General features: G+C 67.1%; 18 protein-coding genes and 1 pseudogene. 15 read left to right on the forward strand and 4 right to left on the reverse strand.

Annotated features, from left to right (window positions below; all coding sequences use genetic code 11):
- Positions 1-42: 42 nt before the first annotated feature.
- Positions 43-5795, reverse strand: a pseudogene (gene mnxG / locus GCU53_RS02715) (manganese-oxidizing multicopper oxidase MnxG).
- 478 nt (positions 5796-6273) lie between these two features.
- Between mnxG and metH the strand changes: the two are divergent.
- From metH to GCU53_RS02740, 5 genes are all read left to right on the forward strand, one after another.
- The gene (gene metH / locus GCU53_RS02720) at positions 6274-9966 is read left to right on the forward strand and encodes a methionine synthase (protein WP_152386255.1); all 3693 of its coding nucleotides are present in this window, start codon (positions 6274-6276) and stop codon (positions 9964-9966) included.
- Positions 9967-10006: 40 nt separating this feature from the next.
- Positions 10007-10327: a DUF5629 family protein gene (locus GCU53_RS02725; RefSeq protein WP_152386256.1), complete on the forward strand. Its 321-nt coding sequence runs from the start codon at positions 10007-10009 to the stop codon at positions 10325-10327.
- A gap of 274 nt (positions 10328-10601) precedes the next feature.
- Positions 10602-11336, forward strand: coding sequence for a hypothetical protein (locus GCU53_RS02730; protein WP_152386257.1), 735 nt, complete (start codon positions 10602-10604; stop codon positions 11334-11336).
- Positions 11337-11519: 183 nt separating this feature from the next.
- Positions 11520-11867 carry a DCC1-like thiol-disulfide oxidoreductase family protein gene (locus GCU53_RS02735; RefSeq protein WP_152386258.1) on the forward strand — a complete coding sequence of 116 codons (348 nt, stop codon included), beginning with the start codon at positions 11520-11522 and terminating at the stop codon, positions 11865-11867.
- A gap of 238 nt (positions 11868-12105) precedes the next feature.
- Complete coding sequence (locus tag GCU53_RS02740) at positions 12106-12528, forward strand: hypothetical protein (protein WP_152386259.1); 423 nt, start codon at positions 12106-12108, stop codon at positions 12526-12528.
- Between the two features lie 64 nt (positions 12529-12592).
- Here GCU53_RS02740 and cho read toward each other — a convergent pair whose 3' ends face one another.
- Positions 12593-13444, reverse strand: a complete 852-nt coding sequence (gene cho, locus GCU53_RS02745; protein ID WP_152386260.1) for an excinuclease Cho — start codon at positions 13442-13444, stop codon at positions 12593-12595.
- A gap of 173 nt (positions 13445-13617) precedes the next feature.
- Here cho and GCU53_RS02750 point away from each other — a divergent pair, with 173 nt between their 5' ends.
- The gene (locus tag GCU53_RS02750; protein ID WP_152389764.1) at positions 13618-14109 is read left to right on the forward strand and encodes a heme-degrading domain-containing protein; all 492 of its coding nucleotides are present in this window, start codon (positions 13618-13620) and stop codon (positions 14107-14109) included.
- A gap of 74 nt (positions 14110-14183) precedes the next feature.
- On the opposite strand, the gene GCU53_RS02755 is transcribed toward GCU53_RS02750, so the two are convergent.
- Positions 14184-14612, reverse strand: a complete 429-nt coding sequence (locus GCU53_RS02755; RefSeq protein ID WP_152386261.1) for an ArsC/Spx/MgsR family protein — start codon at positions 14610-14612, stop codon at positions 14184-14186.
- Positions 14613-14747: 135 nt separating this feature from the next.
- Positions 14748-15641 (reverse strand): ZIP family metal transporter, encoded by an 894-nt coding sequence (locus GCU53_RS02760; RefSeq protein WP_208845487.1) that lies wholly within the window; start codon positions 15639-15641, stop codon positions 14748-14750.
- Positions 15642-15901: 260 nt separating this feature from the next.
- Between GCU53_RS02760 and GCU53_RS02765 the strand changes: the two genes are divergently transcribed.
- From GCU53_RS02765 to GCU53_RS02805, 9 genes are all read left to right on the forward strand, one after another.
- Positions 15902-16234: a thioredoxin family protein gene (locus GCU53_RS02765; protein ID WP_152386263.1), complete on the forward strand. Its 333-nt coding sequence runs from the start codon at positions 15902-15904 to the stop codon at positions 16232-16234.
- Positions 16235-16326: 92 nt separating this feature from the next.
- Positions 16327-16980: a glutaredoxin 2 gene (gene grxB, locus GCU53_RS02770; protein ID WP_152386264.1), complete on the forward strand. Its 654-nt coding sequence runs from the start codon at positions 16327-16329 to the stop codon at positions 16978-16980.
- A gap of 18 nt (positions 16981-16998) precedes the next feature.
- A complete protein-coding gene (locus GCU53_RS02775) occupies positions 16999-17244 on the forward strand; it encodes a hypothetical protein (protein ID WP_152386265.1) in 246 nt (81 codons plus the stop codon).
- 90 nt (positions 17245-17334) lie between these two features.
- Positions 17335-18720, forward strand: a complete 1386-nt coding sequence (gene dbpA / locus GCU53_RS02780; protein WP_152386266.1) for an ATP-dependent RNA helicase DbpA — start codon at positions 17335-17337, stop codon at positions 18718-18720.
- Between the two features lie 88 nt (positions 18721-18808).
- A complete protein-coding gene (locus GCU53_RS02785) occupies positions 18809-19669 on the forward strand; it encodes a 2-keto-4-pentenoate hydratase (RefSeq protein WP_152386267.1) in 861 nt (286 codons plus the stop codon).
- Positions 19670-19759: 90 nt separating this feature from the next.
- Positions 19760-20431 (forward strand): hypothetical protein, encoded by a 672-nt coding sequence (locus GCU53_RS02790; RefSeq protein WP_152386268.1) that lies wholly within the window; start codon positions 19760-19762, stop codon positions 20429-20431.
- Between the two features lie 96 nt (positions 20432-20527).
- A complete protein-coding gene (locus GCU53_RS02795; protein WP_152386269.1) occupies positions 20528-21562 on the forward strand; it encodes an RNA methyltransferase in 1035 nt (344 codons plus the stop codon).
- A 93-nt stretch (positions 21563-21655) separates the two neighbouring features.
- Positions 21656-22063, forward strand: coding sequence for a VOC family protein (locus GCU53_RS02800; protein WP_152386270.1), 408 nt, complete (start codon positions 21656-21658; stop codon positions 22061-22063).
- A 48-nt stretch (positions 22064-22111) separates the two neighbouring features.
- On the forward strand, positions 22112-22525 hold the full coding sequence (locus GCU53_RS02805; protein WP_152386271.1) for a hypothetical protein: 414 nt from the start codon (positions 22112-22114) through the stop codon (positions 22523-22525).
- Positions 22526-22530 lie beyond the last annotated feature (5 nt).

Raw genomic sequence — 22530 nt, forward strand, 5'->3', positions numbered from 1 at the left:
GGCCCGCTCTGCGGGCCGCGCAGCACTGACCGGGCGCTTCGCTCAGCGCGAATTGCCCTTGCCGTTGTTGCTCTTGCCCTGCTCCTGCTGCACCCGCAGCAGGCCCCACAGCCCGCCGGCGTTGCCGAAGGCGGCCTGATCCCGGTACAGGTAGTCGCCCGATACGGCATTGCCGCCGCCGGCGCCGGGGTACAGGAAGTTGAAGTGCGCCGCCGGCAGCACGCTTTCCTGGGCCCCGGCGTAACGGCTCAGCGGATTGTTGCCGAAGCGCACCGAGGCGACGCCGGCATCCGTGCTCGGGTAGCCGTTCTCGGTGAACTGCGCGAGGAACGGCTCCTGCGGGAACAGGTGGCCGTCGAGCCCGAAGGTCGCCCCCCGGCTGCCGCCCGAGGGCATGGTCACGTGGATGCGCAGCGGCTGGCCGGGACTGACGGTCAGCACCGGGGTCACCGGATCGCCGCCGACCAGCTCGTTGCCGTAGGCCATGTGCACATTGGCCAGATCGCCCCAGCCGCCGTGGCCGAAGGGCGCGTCGGGCGCCAGGCCGAAGCGGTACCAGAGCGGCTCGCTCCGGTAGTTGACCGCCATGCCGGAGTTGTCTTCCGGGTCGACCGGGATGCCGAAGCCCTCGGCGGCCATGTTCTCCACCGGCCGGCCGTTCGCCCAGCGCAGGTTCAGCCCCTTGTGCCAGACCAGCGAGAAGTCGCGGTAGTCGGCCTGCCCGGACTGCTTCACCGTGGCCGCCGCGCGCATCCCCGCATCCTCGCTCCAGGTCGAGGCCAGCGGCAGCACGCTCATCGCCCCGGCCAGCCCCTTCTGGCTCTGCTTGATCGGGTCGGCCGGCAGCAGGTTGAGAGCGCCGAACTCGACCGCCGTGGCCTCGATCCTGTCGAGGTTGCGCTGGGCGTCCGCGACCGGCTTGCCCTCCCGCTCCAGGTGCCCGGCGTAGAAGCGGTAGGTGCGGCTCTGGTACTGCCCGCCGGCGGCCCGCGGCGGCACCGTCTGCTCGGGGTTGATGCCGACGTTGAAGCCGTCGGCGCGGGTCACGTCGTAGGCCAGCAGCTGCGCGTGCAGGCCGACATGGGCGGAGGGGCGCATCAGGTTGTTGTTGAAGGTGGTCGAACCCTCGGCGCCGTCGCGGTCGCGCTTCACGGTGCCGGCCATGATCGCGTAGGTCGGCAGGTCGGGCATCCGCTCGGGCAGGCGGTTCTCCAGGGTGATGTCGATGCAGTCGCCCGCCGCGGCGCGCAGCACCAGCGGCTCGACCGGCACGCCGGGCTTGAGCTTGCCGCTGGTCGGGTCGAGGTCGGCCTTGTGCACGTAGAGGATCGCCGTAGGGTCGTGCAGCGGCCCGGACTGCCCGCCGAGGGTCACGCTGGCGCCGGTTTCCTCGTCGACCACCGTGGTCTGCGCGATGGTCGTCGCCCGCGGGTTGAACACCAGGGTGCCGCCGGCCGGGTTCAGCGGCGCGCCGACGTGCTGGCCCTCGCCCGCCGGGTCGCCGATGGCCAGCCCGAGGGGGTTGTCGAGGATATCGTTGGCCAGCGCCGCGACGATCTCGTAGCTGCGCAGGGGCGTCGGCCGGCTGCCGTTGCCGTTCGGGTTGGGACTGACGCGCGGGCACACCCCGTCGAAGGCCGCGGTGTTGCGCGCCGCCACCGGCCGCGGGTTGTTCGGCAGCGGGTAGAGGTCGTCGCGGCTGACCGTGTAGTTGCGCATCACGCCCCACAGGCCGTTCCAGTAGCCCTCCAGCGAGGCGTTCATGCTGTACAGGTAGTCGGCGGTGTCCGCGACCGCGTCGGACATCATCGCCACCGGCGCGACGAAGCCGAACTGCTCGGAAATGCCGACCATGTGCGCCGCCCTCCAGCCCGAGTTGGGGCTGCGCCCGTAGCCGTTGCCGTAGCCGGTGCCGTTCTGCAGCCACTTCACGCCGTGCAGGGTGACGTTGTGCGCCTCCTCGTGGCCGCCGGCATGCACCCGCAGCCGGACGTTGTCGCCGGAATAGCTGCGCAGCAGCGGCGTGAAGGGGTCGCCCGGCTGGTCGCCGGCGACATTGACGTGCGGCGGGAAGACGGTGCCGCCGCCGGTCGGCCCCTCGGCTTCGCGGAGCGCCGAGGGCGCCAGGTTGAGCGGCGCGATGACCCGGTCGGTACGGCTCTGCAGGGCGTGCGCCAGGTCCCCGGCCAGCCCCTCGGCCTGCATCCCCGGCTTGCCGTCCGGACCGTTGCGGTTCGGGTCGAACACCCGCAGCCCCAGCGGCTCGTGCCGGTAGTTGACGACGAAGATGCCCGGATCGTCCACCGAGATCGCCTGCGGGCAGGGTCGCGCCGGACAGCCGGGCACCTGGCCGCCGGCGACCTCCACCACCGCCTCCAGCAGCGTCGAGGCGGCACGGCGCACCGGCGGGTTGATGGCATGGCGGAAGGTCTCGGCCGTCGCCGGGTAGGCCGACGGGTTGGGAATGCCGTCGGGACCGGCGCCCACGTAGACGCCGGCCTCGTAGGCATGCTGGAAGTCGCTGTACTCCAGGAAGAACTCGCGGAAGCTGTCGTTCCTGCCGTCGCCGTCGTAGTCGCCGGTGGCGATCATCGCCTGCCAGGAGGTCGGCCCGCCGTCGGCGCGGGTGTACAGCGGCTCGCCGGTTTCCGCGTGGTACCAGCTCGATCCGGCCGGCTCGGTCAGTACCGTGGCGTAGAGGCCGACCTGCTGGTGGGTGGACGGACCGAAGTGGTCGTGGGTGAAGATGTTGCCCAGGCCGCGGTCGACGTCGTGGGTGTTGACCACCGGGTCGGCGAACCAGCGCTGCAGGGTGGTCCGCGCGCCCAGCCAGTCGGCCCGCCCGAACTGGCCGAAGTAGGGATGGGTCTTCGCCCGCGGGCAGTCCGGCATACCGTCGCGCGCATCGCCCGCCGTGCAGTGGTTGTACTCGCGGATGGCGTGGATGGTCTCGACCACGGCGGCCGGCGAGAGCACCCCGTCCTCGTAGTTCCAGCCGTTGGCCGAGCCGTCGGCGGAAGTCAGGTCCCACTTCGGCAGGTGGATGTGCTGGCCGATCACGTCGGTCGGGGTGCGGATCTGGTAATCGTCCAGCTCGTAGAACGCCGGCACCAGGTTGGTATGGTGATACATGGTGCAGTCGAAGGTGTTCATCCGCATCACCAGAGGCTCCGGCGGCCGGCGCTTGTCGATGGTCGGCACCGCGTCTTCCCACAGGGTGAGGATGCGGGTCTGCGGGAAGTGGTAGCCGACCTTGTTGAACACCGCGTCGAACTGGATGTTGGCGCCCTTGTAGACCCGCGGCCGGTCGGCGGTGAAGGACGAGGCGCCGCCGAACGACAGGCCACTGCCGCCGGCGAACCCGCCGCTTCCGGCCGCGGCGGTCAGGCGCATCTGGCGGTCGTCCATGCACGGCTCGAAGAAGGGCGCACCGGCCACCGGCGAAGCGCCGCTGGTGCGGAAGTTCTTCTGCTGCACGCTGCCGTCGGGCAGCACCGCATGGCTCGGGTGCTCGGTCCTGGCATGGAAGGCCATGGCCGCCTGCTCGACGTCGGTGCCCTCCTCGGGGAAGTAGACCGGCCTGGCCCTCTTCACGGCCTTGCTGAAATCCAGCGCGCTGGTGACGACCCGCGCCTCGCCGCCGGCCGACCAGCCGAGCAGCGCGTTGCGCGGCAGACCGCCGTCCCAGCCGCCGGCCTGGGCTGGGTCGAGGTTGGCCCAGAGCGCCTTGCCGCTGTCGCGCAGCGCCTTCGCCCTGTCGGCGTCGAGCATGTCCAGCGGCGGGGTCGGCGGGCGCTGGCCGACGGTGCTTTCCATGCCGCCGATCCAGAACGGGAAACCCGGGTTCTTCAGGCTGCCGTCGGCGTTGCGGTTGGCCTCGCTGCGGTCGACCAGGGCCAGCGAGCCGACGACCCGCTCCTTGTCGTCGTCCTCATCCTCGCCATCGTCGTCGGGCAGCGCCTGGCCGACCTTGGCCACCACCCGGACCTTGCCCGGCATCGGCGGCAGCGCCTTGCCCGGCAGGGGGACCACCGCCGGGATCGGCGTGCCGGCGACGATCTCGCCGTCCGGCAGGGCGCGCGCGCCCTCCGCCGGCAGGCCGCTGCGCAGCTCGAAGGCCTTCTTGTGGAAACCGTCCTTGCCCTTTTCGCTGACCTCCAGCCGGCTGCCCTCCTCGAACACGTCGTGGACCCGCCACATGTTCCACATGCCCTGGGCGAAGTGCGGGTAGAAATGGCAGTGGTAGATGGCGTCGCCGGCCACCCGGTTGCGGTTGCCCGATCCGCCGTTGGCGATCTCGTAGGTGTAGCCCGAGCCCGGACCGAGGCCCTGGGCATCCAGGTAGTCGGAGTTGTCGTCGTTGGGGTTGTACAGCCACTGGTGGCCGTGCAGATGGAAGACGTGCTGCTCGTGGCCGACGTGGGTGTTGCGGAACTTGACGAAGTCGCCGATGTAGCTGTGGTTGACGTTCGCCGGCTCGGCCGGGTACAGCGCCATGGAGGCCTTGATCCCGGTGGCGTCGGCCGGCGGCACCTGTCCCGGCCGCAGGGATTCGAGGCCGACGTTGGCCGGCACGTCCACCAGCATGGCGGCGTCGCCCACCGTGTGCGCGCTGAGGAAGAACTCCTCGTAGTGGCAGGTCAGGCAGTCGTGCATAGGCCCGACGCCGAGGCGGTTGGCGCCGTAGTTGATCATGAAGGCGTCGCGGGTCGGCTCCAGCACATGGCCGAACAGCGGATCGGCCCAGTAGCCGGGGAAAGCCTGGGCGGCCACCGCCTCGTCCTGGAAGGCGACGGCAAAGTCGCGGAACGGCTCCAGCCGGTTGGGCAGCGCCGGATTGCGCTTGCCCTGGCGCTCCAGCGGGTAGGTGGAGGCCGGGAAGCTGCCGTCCGCCTTCGGCCCCATGACGATGGCATCGCTGTAGCTGGCGACGATCTGGTTGCCGTCGATCATGTTGAGGATCGGCGCGCCGGCCTTGCCCTCGCCGAGCCAGGGCTCGACGTCCGGATAGCGCGCCTCGTAGTCGACGATCGGCTGGCCGGTCGGCGTGCGGCCGCGGCTGGCCAGGCGCATCTCCTCCTCGGTCAGGGTGTTGCGGTAGATCCGCCCCCCCTGGGCACCACCACCACCTGGGCGAACAGGCCGTTGCCGGCGTTGCCGGCCGTGCCCTCGCCGCCGAAGGTCGCGCCGTCGCTGGTGGCGAGGAAGGCGCCTTCGCGCTCGGCGTACAGGGTGTAGCTGCGGCTGGCACCCGGCGCCAGCAGGAAACTACCGTTGCGCCCGCTGTTCGCGGCGATGTCGCCGATACCGCCGACCACCTGCATGCCGTTGACCTTGAAGCCGATCTGCCGGCCGCGCACCTGGTCATCGACCTGCAGCTCGGGCGCGCTGGCATTGCGCGGGTTGGCCTGCGTGGCCAGCAGGTTCTGCAGGTTGACCTTCACGCAGTCGCCCTCGGCGACCCGCAGCACCAGCGGCCGCGGCCGCTTGTCCGGGCGCAGGGTGACCCGCCCGGGTTGCGCCGCGCCGCCCTTGTGCAGGGGCTTCTGCTGCTCGTCGACGACATCCTGGCGCAGCGCGAACATCATGCCGTTGACGTTCTGCGCGCCGAGGCGGTTGAACATCAAGGGCTGGTCGATCGCTACCACATCGGCGACCAAGGTCCGCGTGCAACTGATCGCGGCATCCACCTGTCGGGCAGGCAGGAGTCCTGCAGCGGCCAGCACCAGCAGGCCGCCAAGGCGAACGAAAAACCTGACTGCATCGTTGTCTCGACGGAGAGCAATGCTGGCCATGATGCTGTTCTCGTTCATCATGGCTCACCTTTGGTTTCGGTTCCGGACTCGCTCCCGGGCGCCAATGCGGGGGGCGCAGCAGCCCTGGAGCAACTGCTGTGCCACAAGAAAATTCCCCGATAATTCAATCGGCTAAAACCACCATCACGCGAAAATCGGGCAATTTTCCGCAGCTTTTGCGGGGTTTCTTCGGCAAATGTGCTGGCAAAATGCGAAGCCCCCGCCATCATGGCCAGGCTCCGGCGGGGACGGGGCTCCCCGAAGGTGGGGGGAACTCCCGGCCCCAGAGGTGGGGATAGACCGCTTTCCGCCCATGCAAGTCGGGCCGGAAAGCAGGCGGCTGCGGTCTGGCCCGAGGCACGGCCAGCCGGTCGGCAGCATGAGCCTTCTTCATGCAAACCCCGGCCAGCCGCGAAAGCCATGCAGCTTTGCTATTATCTGCAGCCCTTTCTCCCGGCTTTACCCAGGTATTCCGTTCATGTCCGACCGCGCCGCCCGTCTCCAGGCCCTCCAGCACGCCCTCAAGGAACGCATCCTGATCCTCGACGGCGGCATGGGCACCATGATCCAGAGCTACAAGCTGGAGGAGTCCGACTACCGCGGCGAGCGCTTCGCCGACTGGCCGCAGGACGTGAAAGGCAACAACGACCTGCTGCTTCTGACCCGCCCGGACGTGATCCAGGCCATCGAGCGGGCCTACCTGGATGCCGGCGCCGACATCCTCGAGACCAACACCTTCAACGCCACCCGCGTGTCCCAGGCCGACTACGGCATGGAGGAGCTGGTCTACGAGCTGAACGTGGAAGGCGCCCGCCTGGCCCGTGAAGTCGCCGACGCCAAGACCGCCGAGAACCCGGCCAGGCCGCGCTTCGTCGCCGGGGTGATCGGCCCGACCAGCCGCACCTGCTCGATTTCACCGGACGTGAACAACCCGGGCTATCGCAACGTCACCTTCGACGAGCTGGTGGAAAACTACACCGAGGCCACCCGCGGCCTGATCGAGGGCGGTGCCGACCTGATCCTGATCGAGACCATCTTCGACACCCTGAACGCCAAGGCAGCGATCTACGCGGTGCAGCAGGTGTTCGAGGAGGACGGCGTCGAGTTGCCGATCATGATCTCCGGCACCATCACCGACGCCTCCGGCCGCACCCTGTCCGGGCAGACCACCGAGGCGTTCTGGAACTCGGTGCGTCACGCCAAGCCGATTTCCGTGGGCCTCAACTGCGCCCTCGGCGCCAAGGACCTGCGCCCCTACCTGGAAGAGCTGGCGATCAAGGCCGAGACCCATGTTTCCGCCCACCCCAATGCCGGCCTGCCCAACGCCTTTGGCGAGTACGACGAAACCCCGGCGGAGATGGCCGCAGTGGTCGAGGAATTCGCCGTCTCGGGCTTTCTCAACATCGTCGGCGGCTGCTGTGGCACCACCCCGCCGCACATCCGGGCGATCGCCGAGGCGGTGGCCAAGTACCCGCCACGCGCCATCCCGGAGATTCCCAAGGCCTGCCGCCTGTCCGGTCTGGAGCCCTTCACCATCGACCGCAGTTCGCTGTTCGTGAACGTCGGCGAGCGCACCAACATCACCGGCTCCGCCAAGTTCGCCCGGCTGATCCGCGAGGAGAACTACGCCGAAGCCCTGGACGTGGCCCGCCAGCAGGTGGAAGCCGGCGCCCAGGTGATCGACATCAACATGGACGAGGGCATGCTGGATTCGAAGGCGGCGATGGTCACCTTCCTCAACCTGATCGCCTCCGAGCCGGACATCTCCCGCGTGCCGATCATGATCGACTCCTCCAAGTGGGAAGTGATCGAGGCCGGCCTGAAATGCATCCAGGGCAAGGGCATCGTCAACTCGATCTCCATGAAGGAAGGCGTCGAGGCGTTCAAGCACCACGCCCACCTGTGCAAGCGCTACGGCGCCGCCGTGGTGGTGATGGCCTTCGACGAGGCCGGCCAGGCCGACACCGCCGCACGCAAGCGCGAAATCTGCCAGCGCTCCTACGACATCCTGGTCAACGAAGTCGGCTTCCCGCCGGAAGACATCATCTTCGACCCGAACATCTTCGCCGTGGCCACCGGCATCGAGGAGCACAACAACTACGCGGTGGATTTCATCGAGGCCTGCGCCTACATCCGCGACCACCTGCCCTACGCGCTGAGTTCGGGCGGGGTGTCCAACGTGTCCTTCTCGTTCCGCGGCAACAACCCGGTGCGCGAGGCGATCCACTCGGTGTTCCTCTACCACGCCATCCGCAACGGCCTGACCATGGGCATCGTCAACGCTGGGCAACTGGAAATCTACGACGAGATCCCCGGGGAGCTGCGCGAGAAGGTCGAGGATGTGGTGCTCAACCGCCACCCCGGCGCCACCGAGGCACTGCTGGCCATCGCCGACCAGTACAAGGGCGACGGCAGCGTCAAGGAAGCCGAAACCGAGGAATGGCGCTCGCTGCCGGTCGACAAGCGCCTGGAGCACGCGCTGGTCAAGGGCATCACCACCTGGATCGTCGAGGACACCGAGGAGTGCCGCCAGCAGTGCGCGCGGCCCATCGAGGTCATCGAAGGCCCGCTGATGAGCGGCATGAACGTGGTCGGCGACCTGTTCGGCGCCGGCAAGATGTTCCTGCCCCAGGTGGTGAAGTCCGCCCGCGTGATGAAGCAGGCGGTGGCCCACCTGATCCCCTTCATCGAAGCGGAAAAGGGCGACAAGCCGGAAGCCAAGGGCAAGATCCTCATGGCCACGGTGAAAGGCGATGTCCACGACATCGGCAAGAACATCGTCGGCGTGGTGCTCGGCTGCAACGGCTACGACATTGTCGATCTGGGCGTGATGGTGCCGGCGGAGAAGATCCTGCAGACCGCCCGCGAGGAGAAGTGCGACATCATCGGCCTGTCCGGGCTGATCACCCCGTCGCTGGACGAGATGGTCCACGTCGCCAAGGAAATGCAGCGCCAGGGCTTCAAGCTCCCGCTGATGATCGGCGGCGCCACCACCTCCAAGGCGCACACCGCGGTGAAGATCGAGCCGCAGTACGGCAACGACGCGGTGGTCTACGTCACCGATGCCTCGCGCGCCGTGGGCGTGGCCACCTCGCTGCTCTCCAGGGAACTCAAGCCGGCCTACGTGGCCAAGCTGCGCGAAGAATACGCCGAAGTGCGCGAGCGCACCGCCAACCGCGGCGCCCGCGTCGAGCGCCTGTCCTATGCCCAGGCCGTGGCCAACAAGCCGCAGCTCGACTGGGCCGGCTACCAGCCGCTGAAGCCGGGCTTCACCGGCGTCAGGGCGCTGGAGGACATCGACCTCGCGGTGCTCGCCGAGTACATCGACTGGACGCCCTTCTTCATGTCCTGGGACCTGGCCGGCAAGTACCCGCGCATCCTCACCGACGAAGTGGTCGGCGAAGCCGCCAGCGCGCTGTTCAACGACGCCCAGGCGATGCTGAAGAAACTGATCGACGAAAAACTCATTCGCGCCAAGGCCGTCTTCGGCTTCTGGCCGGCCAGCCAGGTGCGCGACGACGACCTGGAAGTCTACGGCGACCACGGCGAGCGCCTGGCCACCCTGCACCACCTGCGCCAGCAGGCCGCCAAGCCCGACGGCAAGCCGAACTACTCCCTGGCCGACTTCGTCGCGCCGAAGGACTCGGGCAAGACCGACTATGTGGGCGGCTTCATCGTCACCGCCGGCATCGGCGCCGAGGAGCTGGCCAAGGCCTACCAGGACAAGGGCGACGACTACAACTCGATCATGGTCAAGGCCCTGGCCGACCGCCTCGTCGAAGCCTGCGCCGAATGGCTGCACGAGCGGGTGCGCAAGGAGTACTGGGGCTATGCGGCCGACGAGCGGCTCTCCAACGAGGAACTGATCAAGGAGCAGTACAAGGGCATCCGCCCCGCCCCCGGCTACCCGGCCTGCCCCGACCACACCGAGAAGGCCACTCTTTTCACCCTGCTCGACCCGCAGGGCACCAGCGGCGTGACCCTCACCGAACACTACGCCATGTTCCCGGCCGCAGCGGTGAGCGGCTGGTACTTCGCCCATCCGGAAGCGAAATACTTCGCCGTGGGTAAAGTCGAAAAAGATCAAGTCGCTAGTTACAGCGAGCGCAAGGGGCAGGAGGTGGGCGTGAGCGAGCGCTGGCTGGCCCCGAATCTGGGCTACGAAGCCTGACCACACAAGGCGCGGCGACCGCACCGCGCCAGGAGTTCATATGACCGACATGCCCTATCTGCTCGACCAACTGGAAGCCGCCGACATGCTGGAGATCGACGGCCTCCACGCCAGCGACTTCAGCCTCGACGACGCCCTGCTGGACGAAGCCGATGCGGCCGCCAAGGCCGACCAGCCCTTCGCCAGCGAAGGCATCGTACTGCACATCGAAGCCATCGACGGGCGCGAGCGCCGCCATTGGCAGTTCAGCTACAACCAGGTGATGGAAGCCGCCTACCAGCCCGCCGACGACAGCTGGCAACTGGAGGGTGGCCACCGGCTGAAATGCTTCGCCGCCATCGGTGCCGAGGGAGATGACTGAACGGAAGGCCTTTCGCAGGCGTTCGTCGTGGCAATCAATCGGACAGAGAATGCTGAGCGCTCCCACCTGCACCTAGAAACGCCGCCATGAGATGTTCCGCGTCCCGCTGCAGGTCGGCTCCACATTATCGGGTGCCCACGCAGAAGCGTGGGCATCATCGAAAAACCTGGGGCAGGGAGCCTGAGAGTTAACAAAGTGAGTAATGAAGCACGCAGAAGCGGATCTTGTTTTTAGTATACGAACACAACAATCTTAATAAAGATAAAATACTAGCATGAAAATAAACATTAATTCAGAAATTTTCAGCTGGAAACCGATCAAGGACAGAGGAACATATGAAAATCAAGAAGGCTGGGACACCCCCTATAAATATCTTGACCTAGCCCAACATATTGCACTTGCGCATACAGATCCATTTCAACTCATTGATCTAATATCAAACCTCAACAGGAGCATCGATCACCGACTTAAAAAGCTCTCGCATGATTACGCGCTTAAAAAGCTCAACCATCTAGATATTCCTAAAGATACTCTTGGAAAGCTGGAAAAATTTAAAATCATACGGCCAACCATGCTAGAGGCCATCAATAGCATTCGAAACCGAATCGAACACAGCTTCCATGCACCACCACCACTAGCAAGATGCCAAGAGCTTATTGATTTCACATGGTATTTTTTAAAATCAACCGACGACATCTGTAGACTTATAGCTGAGTCTTATACTTTAAACCATAACTATATCCCCGGCATGGACTCTGACCTATGGATTGAGTTTAGTATTTCCCCATTGAGCGACTGGAAAGACATTAAAGCTCGAGGAGTCATTGAGCCCAGCCTCTTATCCGCGACAGAAGATGTATCCATAGAATGCGAAATATTCGACAAGATTGAAAGCAAAGAAAAAAGCCAAATTGAACAAAGATTTTACTTTTCCGGAAACTACACAGCAAAAAACACGGCAACATTAAAAGTCATCCAAACGTACTTTATAGCAGACTCTCATATTTGATCGTTCCCACGTGCCCGCGTGGGAGCACCTTTACGGGCACTTGCCTCCCTTATCAGGGCCCAACCGCCAACTCACCCCTCCCCCACTGTGATCTCTTAATCGATGGGCTCTATACTTATGAAGTATAACTCCTGCAAAGTCTCAGCCTTGTTTCAAGGCTGCAGGCCATGAGTTCGCTACTGGGTGCGCTCATACGTCTCCCCCGCAAAGCTGGTGCTGCCCGACATCAGCACCGAAGACTTCGATCCCACACCGCTGGGCCACAGTCTGGAACAGTTGCAGCAGTGCCTGCATGCCCGCAGCGCCAGCGGCGAGTGGTTCACGGGTATCGATGCCACGCTCTGGAGCTGGCGCGCGGCGGGAGTCGGGCGCTGGGTGGCGCCGCTCGCCTGGCGGCCGCTGAGGCCCTTGTTTCTGCTGGCCTACAAGCTGTTCAGCCTGGCCCGACCGCACCTCGCCTGGCTGCCGCACCCCGACGGCAGCCGGCGCTGCAGGGATGTCTGCCCGAGCGACGAGCGCGGCCGGCATTGAGCGCGCTTCCAGGGACCGCACCTCCGGGCTTTGCGACGAAGGCCCCGCTGACAGGCCTCGTTGCGCTGGATCGCCCAATCCTCGAGGCCTACCTTGTAATGACGATTGCGCCATTTGAACGCCAGGTTATCCCGTGGTATGGCAATGCAGTGGTTTGGCACGATCAGTGAGGAAGTTTTCGAAGAGTTCGCTTTCGAGCGGACTCATCACAAGTTCTGAGCTGTTCGGAGAGCGATCCATGCACCCACTCGCCATCGACGAAACCAGCCCCGCCATCGAGGTAGACCCTCGCTGCCTGTATCACCCCAGCGACATCGAGATCACGCCGAGCGCCCGCTATCGCTTTGCAGCCAGCGGCAAATGGAAAGACAGCTGGATCACCTGCGGCCCGGACGGCTGGTGGGGCTGGCTGCTGCAGAAGAGGAATCGCCTGCCCGGGCGGCGGGTGTTCCTGCTTTGCGGCGTCGTGGGAAAGGACGAAAAACACGCGTTCCCCATCGGCTCGGCGTGCGAGTGGAACGCCCCGCCCGAAGTCGCCGAATGGTCTGACCGCCAGCTCTACCTCTTCGCCAACGACTGGCCGGACAAGTACGGCAACAACCATCCCCTTGAACCAGACAAGGGCGGGCCGCTTCGCGTGGTCATTACCCGGCTCGCCTGATCCATTTCCGATGTTCGCTGTCCGGCGTCCTTGATCGGAGGGCGGTAACGCACGGACGACGAACTCAGAACAGCGGAATGATCCCGGCCCCGCCCTGCAGGATCGGACGCAGCAGAATTTTGTAGCTGTCGGCATCGAAAGGCAGCGGCTGCCCGGTGGGCGCCTGGCGGGCCTCCTGCAGGCTGGCGTAGGTGCCGAGGAAATGCCACTGGTCGACCACGTGGTAGTCCTCCAGCCCCTCGCTGCGCTCGTGTAGGGCGACCGGCCCCGGGTACGGCCAGCAGAAGACCTCCCGCTCGGCCAGGACGGCGAGCAGCCGGGCGGTATGCGCCTCGCGGCTTTCGCGGCCGACGCAGGCCCCGGCGCATCTGCCGATCTGCGTGCGGAAACAGGCGCGACCGGGGATATGCCTTTCGAGGCCCAGCAGTCCCAGGCACAGCAGATGCCGGTCGGCGATGACCAGGAGCTGCTCGGTAGCCACGCGCCGGTTTCTGAACAGGCCGTACAGGGGCTGCCCGCGGCCGGGCGATACGGCCTCGACGATCTCGGGCTTTCCGTCCGCCAGGCGGATCGAGCAGAGCCTGCGCTGGCGGCGCAGGCGCTTGTTGTAGAGCGGCTGCCGCTCCTTGATCAGGCGCGACTCCAAAAGCAGGGCACCGATCTCGCCGGCCGTGCGGATGTGCTCGATACGCCGTGCCTGGCGCAGCAGGCGGGCTTCCTCGGGCGTGCGCAGGTGGGCGAGCAGGCGGGCGCGAATGTCCACGCTCTTGCCGATATAGAGCGGCAGGCTGTCGCTATCGCCATAGAACAGATAGACGCCGGGCGCTTTCGGCATGGCGGCGATCGGCTCCCGCAGATGCTCGGGGTATTCGTAGAGGTCGGTGGGAGGACGAAGAAGGCGTTTGGCTGGCAGCATGCTGCGTTTTATAGCGGGACGGGCGAGACGACGCCATGGGCAGCCTCCGAACGGCAAGGCGGACGAAGACGGACCGCCCCGGACATGCGTTGGCCGAAGGGCTTTGCTTTTGGGACATGGGCACGGCTGAATGAAAAATAGTTTCCAACAGAAAAATAATGGAAAAATTATCCATTAACCTGGACAAAGACCTCGAACGTATCGCCCTTCAGGAAGCCCGTCTCCAGTTTCGCAGCTTCGATGCCCATAGCGCCTGGGCTCTCGGCTCGCGCCTGTGCCCCCTCGCCGAGCAACGGCATCAGGCCATCATCGTCGAAATCCAGGTCGGCGGAAATCCGCTGTTCCTCTGCACCATGCCGGGCACGGCGCCGAACAACCTCGACTGGGCCCGGCGCAAGCGGAATGTGGTCACGCTCATGCAGCGCAGTTCGTACGCCGTCGGCCTGCAGTTGCAGAAGGATGGCACGACCCTGAGCGAGCAGGCCGGGCGTGACTATGCTGCGCACGGCGGCTGCTTTCCGATCCTGCTGCGGGGAACCGGCTGTATCGGAACCATCGCGGTTTCGGGGCTTCCGCAGCGCGACGATCATGAGCTGATCGTAGAAATCCTGGCCGAGATGCTGGAGGAGCGGCTCGAAGAGCTGGCTCTCGATGCCGCGACCTGATGCGTCGATGTGATCGTGCCCACACCGAAGCCTGAGCGCCTCCAGCACTCAGGCCCGGTACGGGATGCCGCCGATCAGTGCGAGGAGCACTTGTCCGTCTTGAGGCAGCTGTTGATGGCCTCGGGCACCGGCATGGCCACATTCAACAGCGCATTCAGGCGCGGGATGTCGAAGCCGCAGACCAGAGTCTCGCCCACTTCCAGCAGGGGCCGTTTGATCAGCAGCGGTTCGGCGAGCATCTTCTCGATCAGCTCGTCCCGGCTCAGGGCGGCGACATCCACCTCGCCGGATTTGATCTTCGGCGCCGCGGTATTGACCATGGCGTCCTTTTCCAGTCCGGCGAAGAAGGGTTCCAGACGCTCGCGGGTCCAGGGCGTGCTCAGCAGGTCCCGGACCTCCAGCTCGACGCCGTGCTCCTGAAGCAGGGTCTTCTGCCGGCGATTCCCGCCACAGCCGGGTTTTTCGTAGAAGATGACGGTTTTTACAGCAGCTTGCGCAGTCATGGTGATCCTTCGGGCAATCGGGCGGATGAATGCCCGGATCTTAACCAAGGTCACGTGCGAGGTCAGCCGGGCCTCGCCCTTCCGACTGCGACACTGCGCCGCGGCGGAAGGCGCGGCCCCCGGCCGGCCCGGGTCTCAGCCGAGCGCCGTGTCGAGGAACATCATCACCGCGAAACCGGCCATCAGGCCCAGCGTCGCCGGGGTCTGGTGACCGTTGCGGTGGGTCTCCGGGATGATCTCGTGGGACACCACGAAGACCATGGCACCGGCGGCCAGCCCCATGCCGACCGGATAGGCCAGGGCGAAGCCGCTGGAGATGCCGATGCCGACCAGGGCGCCGAGGGGCTCCATCAGGCCGCTGGCCAGACCCACCAGGACCGAACCGGTCATCGGCAATCCGGTGGCGCGCAGGGCCATGGCCACGGCCAGGCCCTCGGGGATGTCCTGGATGGCGATGGCGCTGGCCAGCGGGATGCCCACGCCGAGATCGCCGCCGGCGAAGCTGACGCCGATGGCCATGCCCTCCGGCAGGTTGTGCAGGGTGATGGCCAGCACGAACAGCCAGACCCGGCCGATGCGCTCGCTGTCCGGGCCGCAGGGGCCGGTGCCGGCATGCGAATGCGGGGTGAAGCGGTCGAGCCCGAGCATCAGCAGCACCCCGAGCGCCAGTCCGGAGACCACGCTGGCGGCGGCCTGCAGACCGCTGCCGGTGATTTCCCGGGCCGCCTCCAGGCCGGGCAGGATCAGCGAGAAGGAGCTGGCGGCGAGCATCATGCCGGCGCCGAAGCCGAGCATGATGTCCTGGATGCGCACGCTGATCCGCCGCAGGGCGACGGCGGCAAAGGCACCGAGGCCGGTGGCGGCGAAACCGGCTCCGCCGCCGTACAGCGCGTAGCGCAGGTTCTCCGGATGGGTGCCGGTGAAGGCGTTGTACAGGCTGCTGCCGAGCAGCATCAGAACGATCAGCAGGGCAAGCGCCAGACCGGAGGCGATCACCGGGCTGGCCTCGATCTGCGCCAGCAGGGCCATGCGGAAGCTCGAGGCCGAAGTGGCCAGGGTGTTGCTGCTTATGCCGTCACTCATGGTCGCGGTTCCAGTGTCAGCGGCCGGGCTGCGCCGGCGTGGAAGCAGGAAACGCCCGAATCGCTACCCGGGCAAGGTAGCGACCGGGATGGCCTGTCGGATGGCGGGAAGGAGGATTTTCCGCCATCAGGCCTTTTGGACCACAGGGAACGGGCGCTCGTGCCCTTTTTCTAACCCTGCAGGTACAACGAACTTCGGAGAGCAACATGGCCATGACTTCGCCCCCTTCCTCCAGCGAACCGACCCGGGCCGCCGTCGAGGCCCTGCGCGAGCCGACCGTCCTCGAGTTCGGCGCCGCCTGGTGCGGCCACTGCCAGGCGGCGCAACCCCTGATCGCCAAGGCCTTCGCCAGCCATCCGAAGGTCGGCCACATCAAGATCGAGGACGGCAAGGGCCGCCCGCTCGGACGTTCCTACCGGGTCACCCTGTGGCCGACCCTGATCTTCCTCGACCGGGGCCAGGAAGTCGCACGGCTGGTCCGTCCCGACGACGCGCAGGCCATCGAGCGCGCCCTGGCGATGATCGACGCGGCTGCCTGAGCCGCCACGGCCACCCGGGCGGCCCTCCCCGGCGCCCCCTCGGCCCGCTTGACCGGTTACACTCGGCAGCGGTTCCGAAGCACGGAGGTGGCATGAAGCTCTACCTGTACGACCACTGCCCGTTCTGCGTATGCGCCGAGATGGTGGCGAACTACAAGGCGGTGGCCCACGAGAGGGTCTACCTGCCGAACGACGACGAGGCGACCTGCCACCGGCTGATCGGTGCCAAGCAGGTGCCCATCCTGCAGTTCGATGACGGCCGGGCCATGGGCGAGAGCCTGGAAATCGCCCGCGTGCTGGACGAGCTGGGCAACCCCGGGCGGATGATGCGCCCGCACGGCGACTTCGAAGCCATCCGCCAGCATATCGAGCAGGTGCGTACCGCGATCAGCTGCCTGCTGTTTCCCCGCGACATCGCCCTCGGCCTGCCCGAATTCGCCACCCGGAGCGCCCGCGACTATTTCCAGGCCAGGAAGGAGCGGATCATCCAGCGCCCGTTCGCCCGGGCCCTGGCGGAAACGCCCGAGCACAAGGCCGCGGTGGAAGGGATGCTCGCCGGCCTGCCGCCGCTGCAGACACCCGTCGCCCACTGCAATCGCCTGGGCTGGGACGACGTGCTGCTCTATCCGACCCTGCGCAACCTGAGCATGGTCCGGGACCTGGCCTTCCCGCCCTCGGTGCGCGCCTACCTCGAGGAAGTGGCACGCCTGACCGATACCGCCACCTATTTCGACCGGGCGATCTGAGCCCTGAAGGAGTATCCCGTGCCCGTTCTGTTCGCCCGTGCCAGACTGGCCGCGACCATCCTGCTGCCGGCCTGGCTGCTGATCACCCTGCTGCTGAAACTCTGGCGCCCGATCATCACTGGCCTGCCGGAATGGCAGGTGGCCGCCATCATCGTGCCGCAGATGATCGTCGGCATGGTGTTCGTGATCATCCCGCTCACCCAGGGACTGCTCCTGAAACTGGCGGCGAAGCGCCAGGGGCTGTCGGCCGGCCGGGACGACTGAGGCGCAGCGAGCGCACGGGCGCCGAAAACGGCCGGCTGCGGCCGCGCCTGCTAGACTGCGCGCCATTTTCGCTTTCCATCAGGCCTGCCCGTGACCACCACCGCCTTCGCCACCCTGCCCCTTTCCGCCGCCACCCTGGCCAACCTCGACGCCCTCGGCTACACGGCGATGACGCCGGTTCAGGCGCAGAGCCTGCCGGTCATCCTCCAGGGCCATGATCTGATCGCCCAGGCCAAGACCGGCAGCGGCAAGACCGCGGCCTTCGGCATCGGGCTGCTGGAGCCGCTGAATCCGCGCTTCTTCGGCTGCCAGGCGCTGGTGCTCTGCCCGACCCGCGAACTGGCCGACCAGGTTGCCCGGGAAATCCGTCGCCTGGCCCGCGCCGCCGACAACATCAAGGTGCTGACCCTCTGCGGCGGCGTGCCCTTCGGCCCACAGATCGGCTCGCTGGAGCACGGCGCGCACGTCATCGTCGGCACCCCGGGGCGGGTGCAGGAGCATCTGAAGAAAGGCACCCTCACGCTCTCCGGACTGAACACCCTGGTGCTCGACGAGGCCGACCGCATGCTCGACATGGGCTTCTACGACAGCATCGCCGAGATCCTCGGGCAGACCCCGGCGCGGCGGCAGACCCTGCTGTTCTCCGCCACCTACCCGGCCGGCATCGAGCAGTTGGCGGCGGCCTTCATGAAGAGCCCGCGGCGCGTGGAGGTGGAGTCGCTGCACGACGATGCCCAGATCGAGCAGCGCTTCTACGAGATCGACCCGCGCCAGCGCCTGGATGCCGTGGTGCGCCTGCTCGGGCATTTTCGTCCGCAGTCCTGCGTCGCCTTCTGCCATACCCGCCAGCAGTGCCAGGAGCTGGCCGAGCGGCTCCAGGCCCAGGGCATCTGCGCCCAGGCGCTGCACGGCGACCTGGAGCAGCGCGAGCGCGACCAGGTGCTGGCGATGTTCGCCAACCGCAGCCTGTCGGTGCTGGTGGCCACCGACGTGGCGGCGCGCGGCCTGGACATCGCCGGGCTGGAGGCGGTGATCAACGTCGAGCTGGCGCGCGACCCCGAGGTGCACATCCATCGCATCGGCCGCAGCGGTCGGGCCGGCGAGAAAGGTCTGGCGCTGTCGCTGGTGGCACCGGCCGAGGCCGGCCGCGCCCAGGCGATCGAGGACCTGCAGCGCTCGCCGCTGAACTGGTGCGAGCTGGACAGCCTCGAGGCCCGGAGCGGCGAGCCGCTGCTGCCGCCGATGACCACCCTGTGCATCGGCGCCGGACGCAAGGACAAGCTGCGCCCCGGCGACATCCTCGGTGCATTGACCGGTGAAGCCGGCATTTCCGGCGCTCGGGTCGGCAAGATCGCCATCTTCGACTTCCAGGCCTTCGTTGCCGTCGAGCGCGGCATCGCCAAACAGGCGCTGAAACGCCTCAACGAGGGCAGGATCAAGGGCCGCTCGCTCAAGGTGCGCATCCTGCAGGCTTGACGGTCGGGACCTGCGGAAAGCGCTGCCAACCTCTGGATTGCGTTGCACGCCCTGCCAACTTCATCCTTTAACCGCTTGGAAAGCGCCCATGAACATCAAGACTTCCTGGCTATTCCTGCTCGCCGGCCTGGGCTGCGCGCTGGGCGCGGCGACGGCTCAGGCCGCCTGCCCCTCCGAATCCGAGGCCGCCGAGCTGGTGAGCCGCTACCTGGAGCGCCGGCCGCTGGAGAACCTGCCGGCCATGAGCCTCGCCGAGGCCGAATGCGGCCGCGAGCGGGTGGTCGCCCTCCTCGGCCGCCAGCTTGGCCGGGTCGCGGGCTACAAGGCCGGCCTCACCAACCCGGCGGTGCAGCAGCGCTTCAACCACGACCGGCCGGTGCGCGGCACCCTGCTCGCCGGCATGCTGCTGGAGGACGGCGCCAGCGTGCCGGCCCGCTTCGGCGCCCAGCCACGCTTCGAGGCGGATCTGCTGGTGCGGGTCAAGGACCCGGAGATCCATGCGGCGACCACGCCCGAGGAGGTGATGCAGCATCTCGATGCGCTGATCCCCTTCATCGAGTTGCCCGACCTGCTGGTGCAGGATCCCGGCAAGCTCGACGGCGCCGCGATCACCTACATCAATGTCGGCGCGCGCCTGGGCGTGATGGGCAAGCCGCTGCCGGCCAGCCCGGCGCTGACGGCGCAGCTGCCCGGCATGAGTGTGCGGGTGCTCGACGGCGAGGGCCGCGAGCTCGACCGCGGACGCGGCAGCGACCTGATGGGCCATCCGCTTCAGGCGGTGATCTGGCTCGCCTGGGACCTGGCCCGCAGCGGCATCCGCCTGCAGGCCGGCGACCTGCTCAGCCTGGGCTCGTTCTCCAGGCCGCTGACGCCGCAGGCCGGCCAGCGGGTACGGGTGGTATACGAGGGGCTGGAGGGTGCACCGGCGGTCGAGGTGCATTTCCAGTGAAGCCAGCCGAGCGGCATGGACCGAGACGCATGCATATCGGCCGCACCGGCTGACGCCGGATCGACCGGACGGTCCCGCCAGGAGAGAAAGATGCCGAACGCTGCTCGCCGCCTCGCACTTGCGGGGCTTGCCTGCCTTCTTCTGGCCGGCTGCGCGGGATTCCGCGGTGGCTGGGAAAGCGTCCCCTACTTCGGCGATACACCGCCGACGCCATCGGAGAACCGCTCTTTTCTCGAGGCAACGCCGAATCCTCCCCCACTGGAGCTCCCCGGCCTGCGCCTGCAGGTGACGCTCGACAACCAGCTGCGCACCCACGACATCCAGGTTTACCTGTTCGTCCTCCCGCTGCATATCGACCCGCGCGACCACTACTGGAAGAACCATACCCCCGGCAAGACCCGCGTCCACATCACGGTGACACCCGCGGAGCCGGGATTCGTGTTCCGCCCGGCGCAGGCGGTGCTCGCCATCGGCAATCGGCGTTTCGATGGCGTTGCCGGATTCGACTTCGACCGCTGGGACCGTGAAGGGCGTCGCGTCGGGGAAGGCGGAACCTGGGAACATCGGCCCGTGGCAACGGAGCTGCATCTCGACGAGCCGGGACGCAGCTACCACCTGTCGATCGACTTCGACACCCCCGTCCCCTCGCCGGAGTCCCGCGAGATCCTGCTCGACCTGTCGCGGGCGCTCGGCTCGCCCCGGCATTCCGCACTGCCGCTTATCCGCTTCGTACCGATGCGCTGGCGTGGGAGCTACAGCTAGCGGCAGCCGGATCGCTCCAGCCCAGCCGCCTCCGTGCCATTCTCCCCGTCGCCCCGGCTGCCGTTCGTCTGCGCCAGGTGGTAGCATCCGCGCCCCATGAAAATCGCCGACCTCCATCAACGCCTCGCCGACCTCGGCGCCAAACCCCTCCATATCGGGCGGATCGACCGCGCCTGGCTGCACGGCTGGCCGCTGGACACCGGCACGCGCCAGCAGCAGGCACAGGATTTCCTGCCGCTCGGCGTGCGCGAGGCCATGCCCGAACTGAGCGAAACGGTCGCCGGCCTCGTGAGGCTGCGCGCCGAGCACCCGGCTGCCGACGGCTCGGCGCGCCTGCTGGTCGAGCTGGGCGATGGGCAGATGGTCGAGAGCGTGCTGCTGCCGCGCGACGGGCTCTGCGTGTCGAGCCAGGTCGGCTGCGCGGTGGGCTGCGTGTTCTGCATGACCGGCAAGAGCGGCCTCCTGCGCCAGCTCGGCAGCGCCGAGATCGTCGCCCAGGTGGCGCTGGCCCGCCGCTTCCGCCCGGTGAAGAAGGTGGTGTTCATGGGCATGGGCGAGCCGGCGCACAACCTCGACAACGTGCTGGAGGCCATCGAGCTGCTCGGCACCGCCGGCGGCATCGGCCACAAGAACCTGGTGTTCTCCACGGTGGGCGATCCGCGGGTGTTCGAGCGCCTGCCACAGGGGCCGGTCAAGCCGGCGCTGGCCCTGTCCCTGCACAGCACCGATGCCGAGCGGCGCCACCGCCTGCTGCCGCGTGCCCCGAGCATGGACCCGGAGGAGCTGGTCGAACTGGCCGAGGCCTACGCGCGCCGGACCGGCTATCCGATCCAGTACCAGTGGACGCTACTCGAAGGCATCAACGACAGCCTGGAGGAAATGGACGGCATCCTGCGTCTGCTCAAGGGCAAGTACGCGGTGATGAACCTGATTCCCTACAACAGTCTGGAGGCCGACGACTACCGGCGTCCCGGCGGCGAGCGGATCGTCGAGCTGGTGCGTTACCTGCACGGCCGCGGCGTGCTGACCAAGGTGCGCAACTCGGCGGGCCAGGACATCGACGGCGGCTGCGGCCAGCTGCGCGCGCGGGCTACGCAGCTGGCCAGGAGCCGGCCGCTGCGCATCCGCTGAGTCCCTGCCGCCGGCCATCCCCTCGGTGCCTGGACAGCTCCGCCGGACCGTCGATACTGTCGACGAAATCGGCCATCGCCTCGGGAGCCCGCCATGTTCCGCATCCTCGGAATCGACCATCTGGTACTGCGCGTCGTCGACCTGGACAAGATGCTGCACTTCTATTGCGAGGCGCTGGGCTGCAGCGTCGAGCGCCGCCAGGACGAGCTCGGCCTGGTCCAGCTGCGCGCCGGCAGCGCCCTGATCGACCTGGTTCCCGTCGACGGCAAGCTGGGCAAGGCCGGCGGCGCCGCACCGGGCAGGGAGGGACGCAATCTCGACCATTTCTGCCTGCGCATCGAGCCGTTCGACGAGGCGCTGATCCGCCAGCGCCTGGCGGAACACGGCCTCGAAGCCGGCGCCGTGGAGTCGCGCTACGGCGCCGAGGGCAGCGGCCCTTCCCTCTACGTCACCGACCCGGAAGGCACGGTCGTCGAACTCAAGGGGCCGGCGGCCGCCTGAACCCCATGACGAGCGACGCGGACATCCTCGCGCAGATCGATGCGGCTTTTGCCGACGTCGGCAAGCCCGAGCACTTCACCGACTACCGCCACTGCTGCGAATGCGCCGAGCACGACGAGACGCTGCGCAGTCAGCCTGGAGCTGCGCCACGTCGGCAATCCGGGCTGGGATCCGCTGTGCTTCTCGTCGGCCCAGGGCCTGGCCTACTACCTGCCGACGCTGGTCCGCTTCGCCCTCGCCCCGCCGAGCCCCGAGCACGGCTGGTATGGCGATCAGCTGCTGTTTCATCTTTCCTCTGACGGCGCCTGGAACAGGTTGTATTGCCACTGCTCGCCGAAACAGCGCGGCGCCGTCGCCGCGCTGCTGGCGCATCTGGTCGAGACCCGCGCCGAGGAGATCGACGGGCATCCCGAGGAAGACGTGCTGCTGCAGGCCTGCGCGCTCTGGTCGACCCCAGCCTGACGCTT

The sequence above is a fragment of the Azotobacter salinestris genome, from assembly GCF_009363155.1.
Lineage (GTDB): Bacteria > Pseudomonadota > Gammaproteobacteria > Pseudomonadales > Pseudomonadaceae > Azotobacter > Azotobacter salinestris.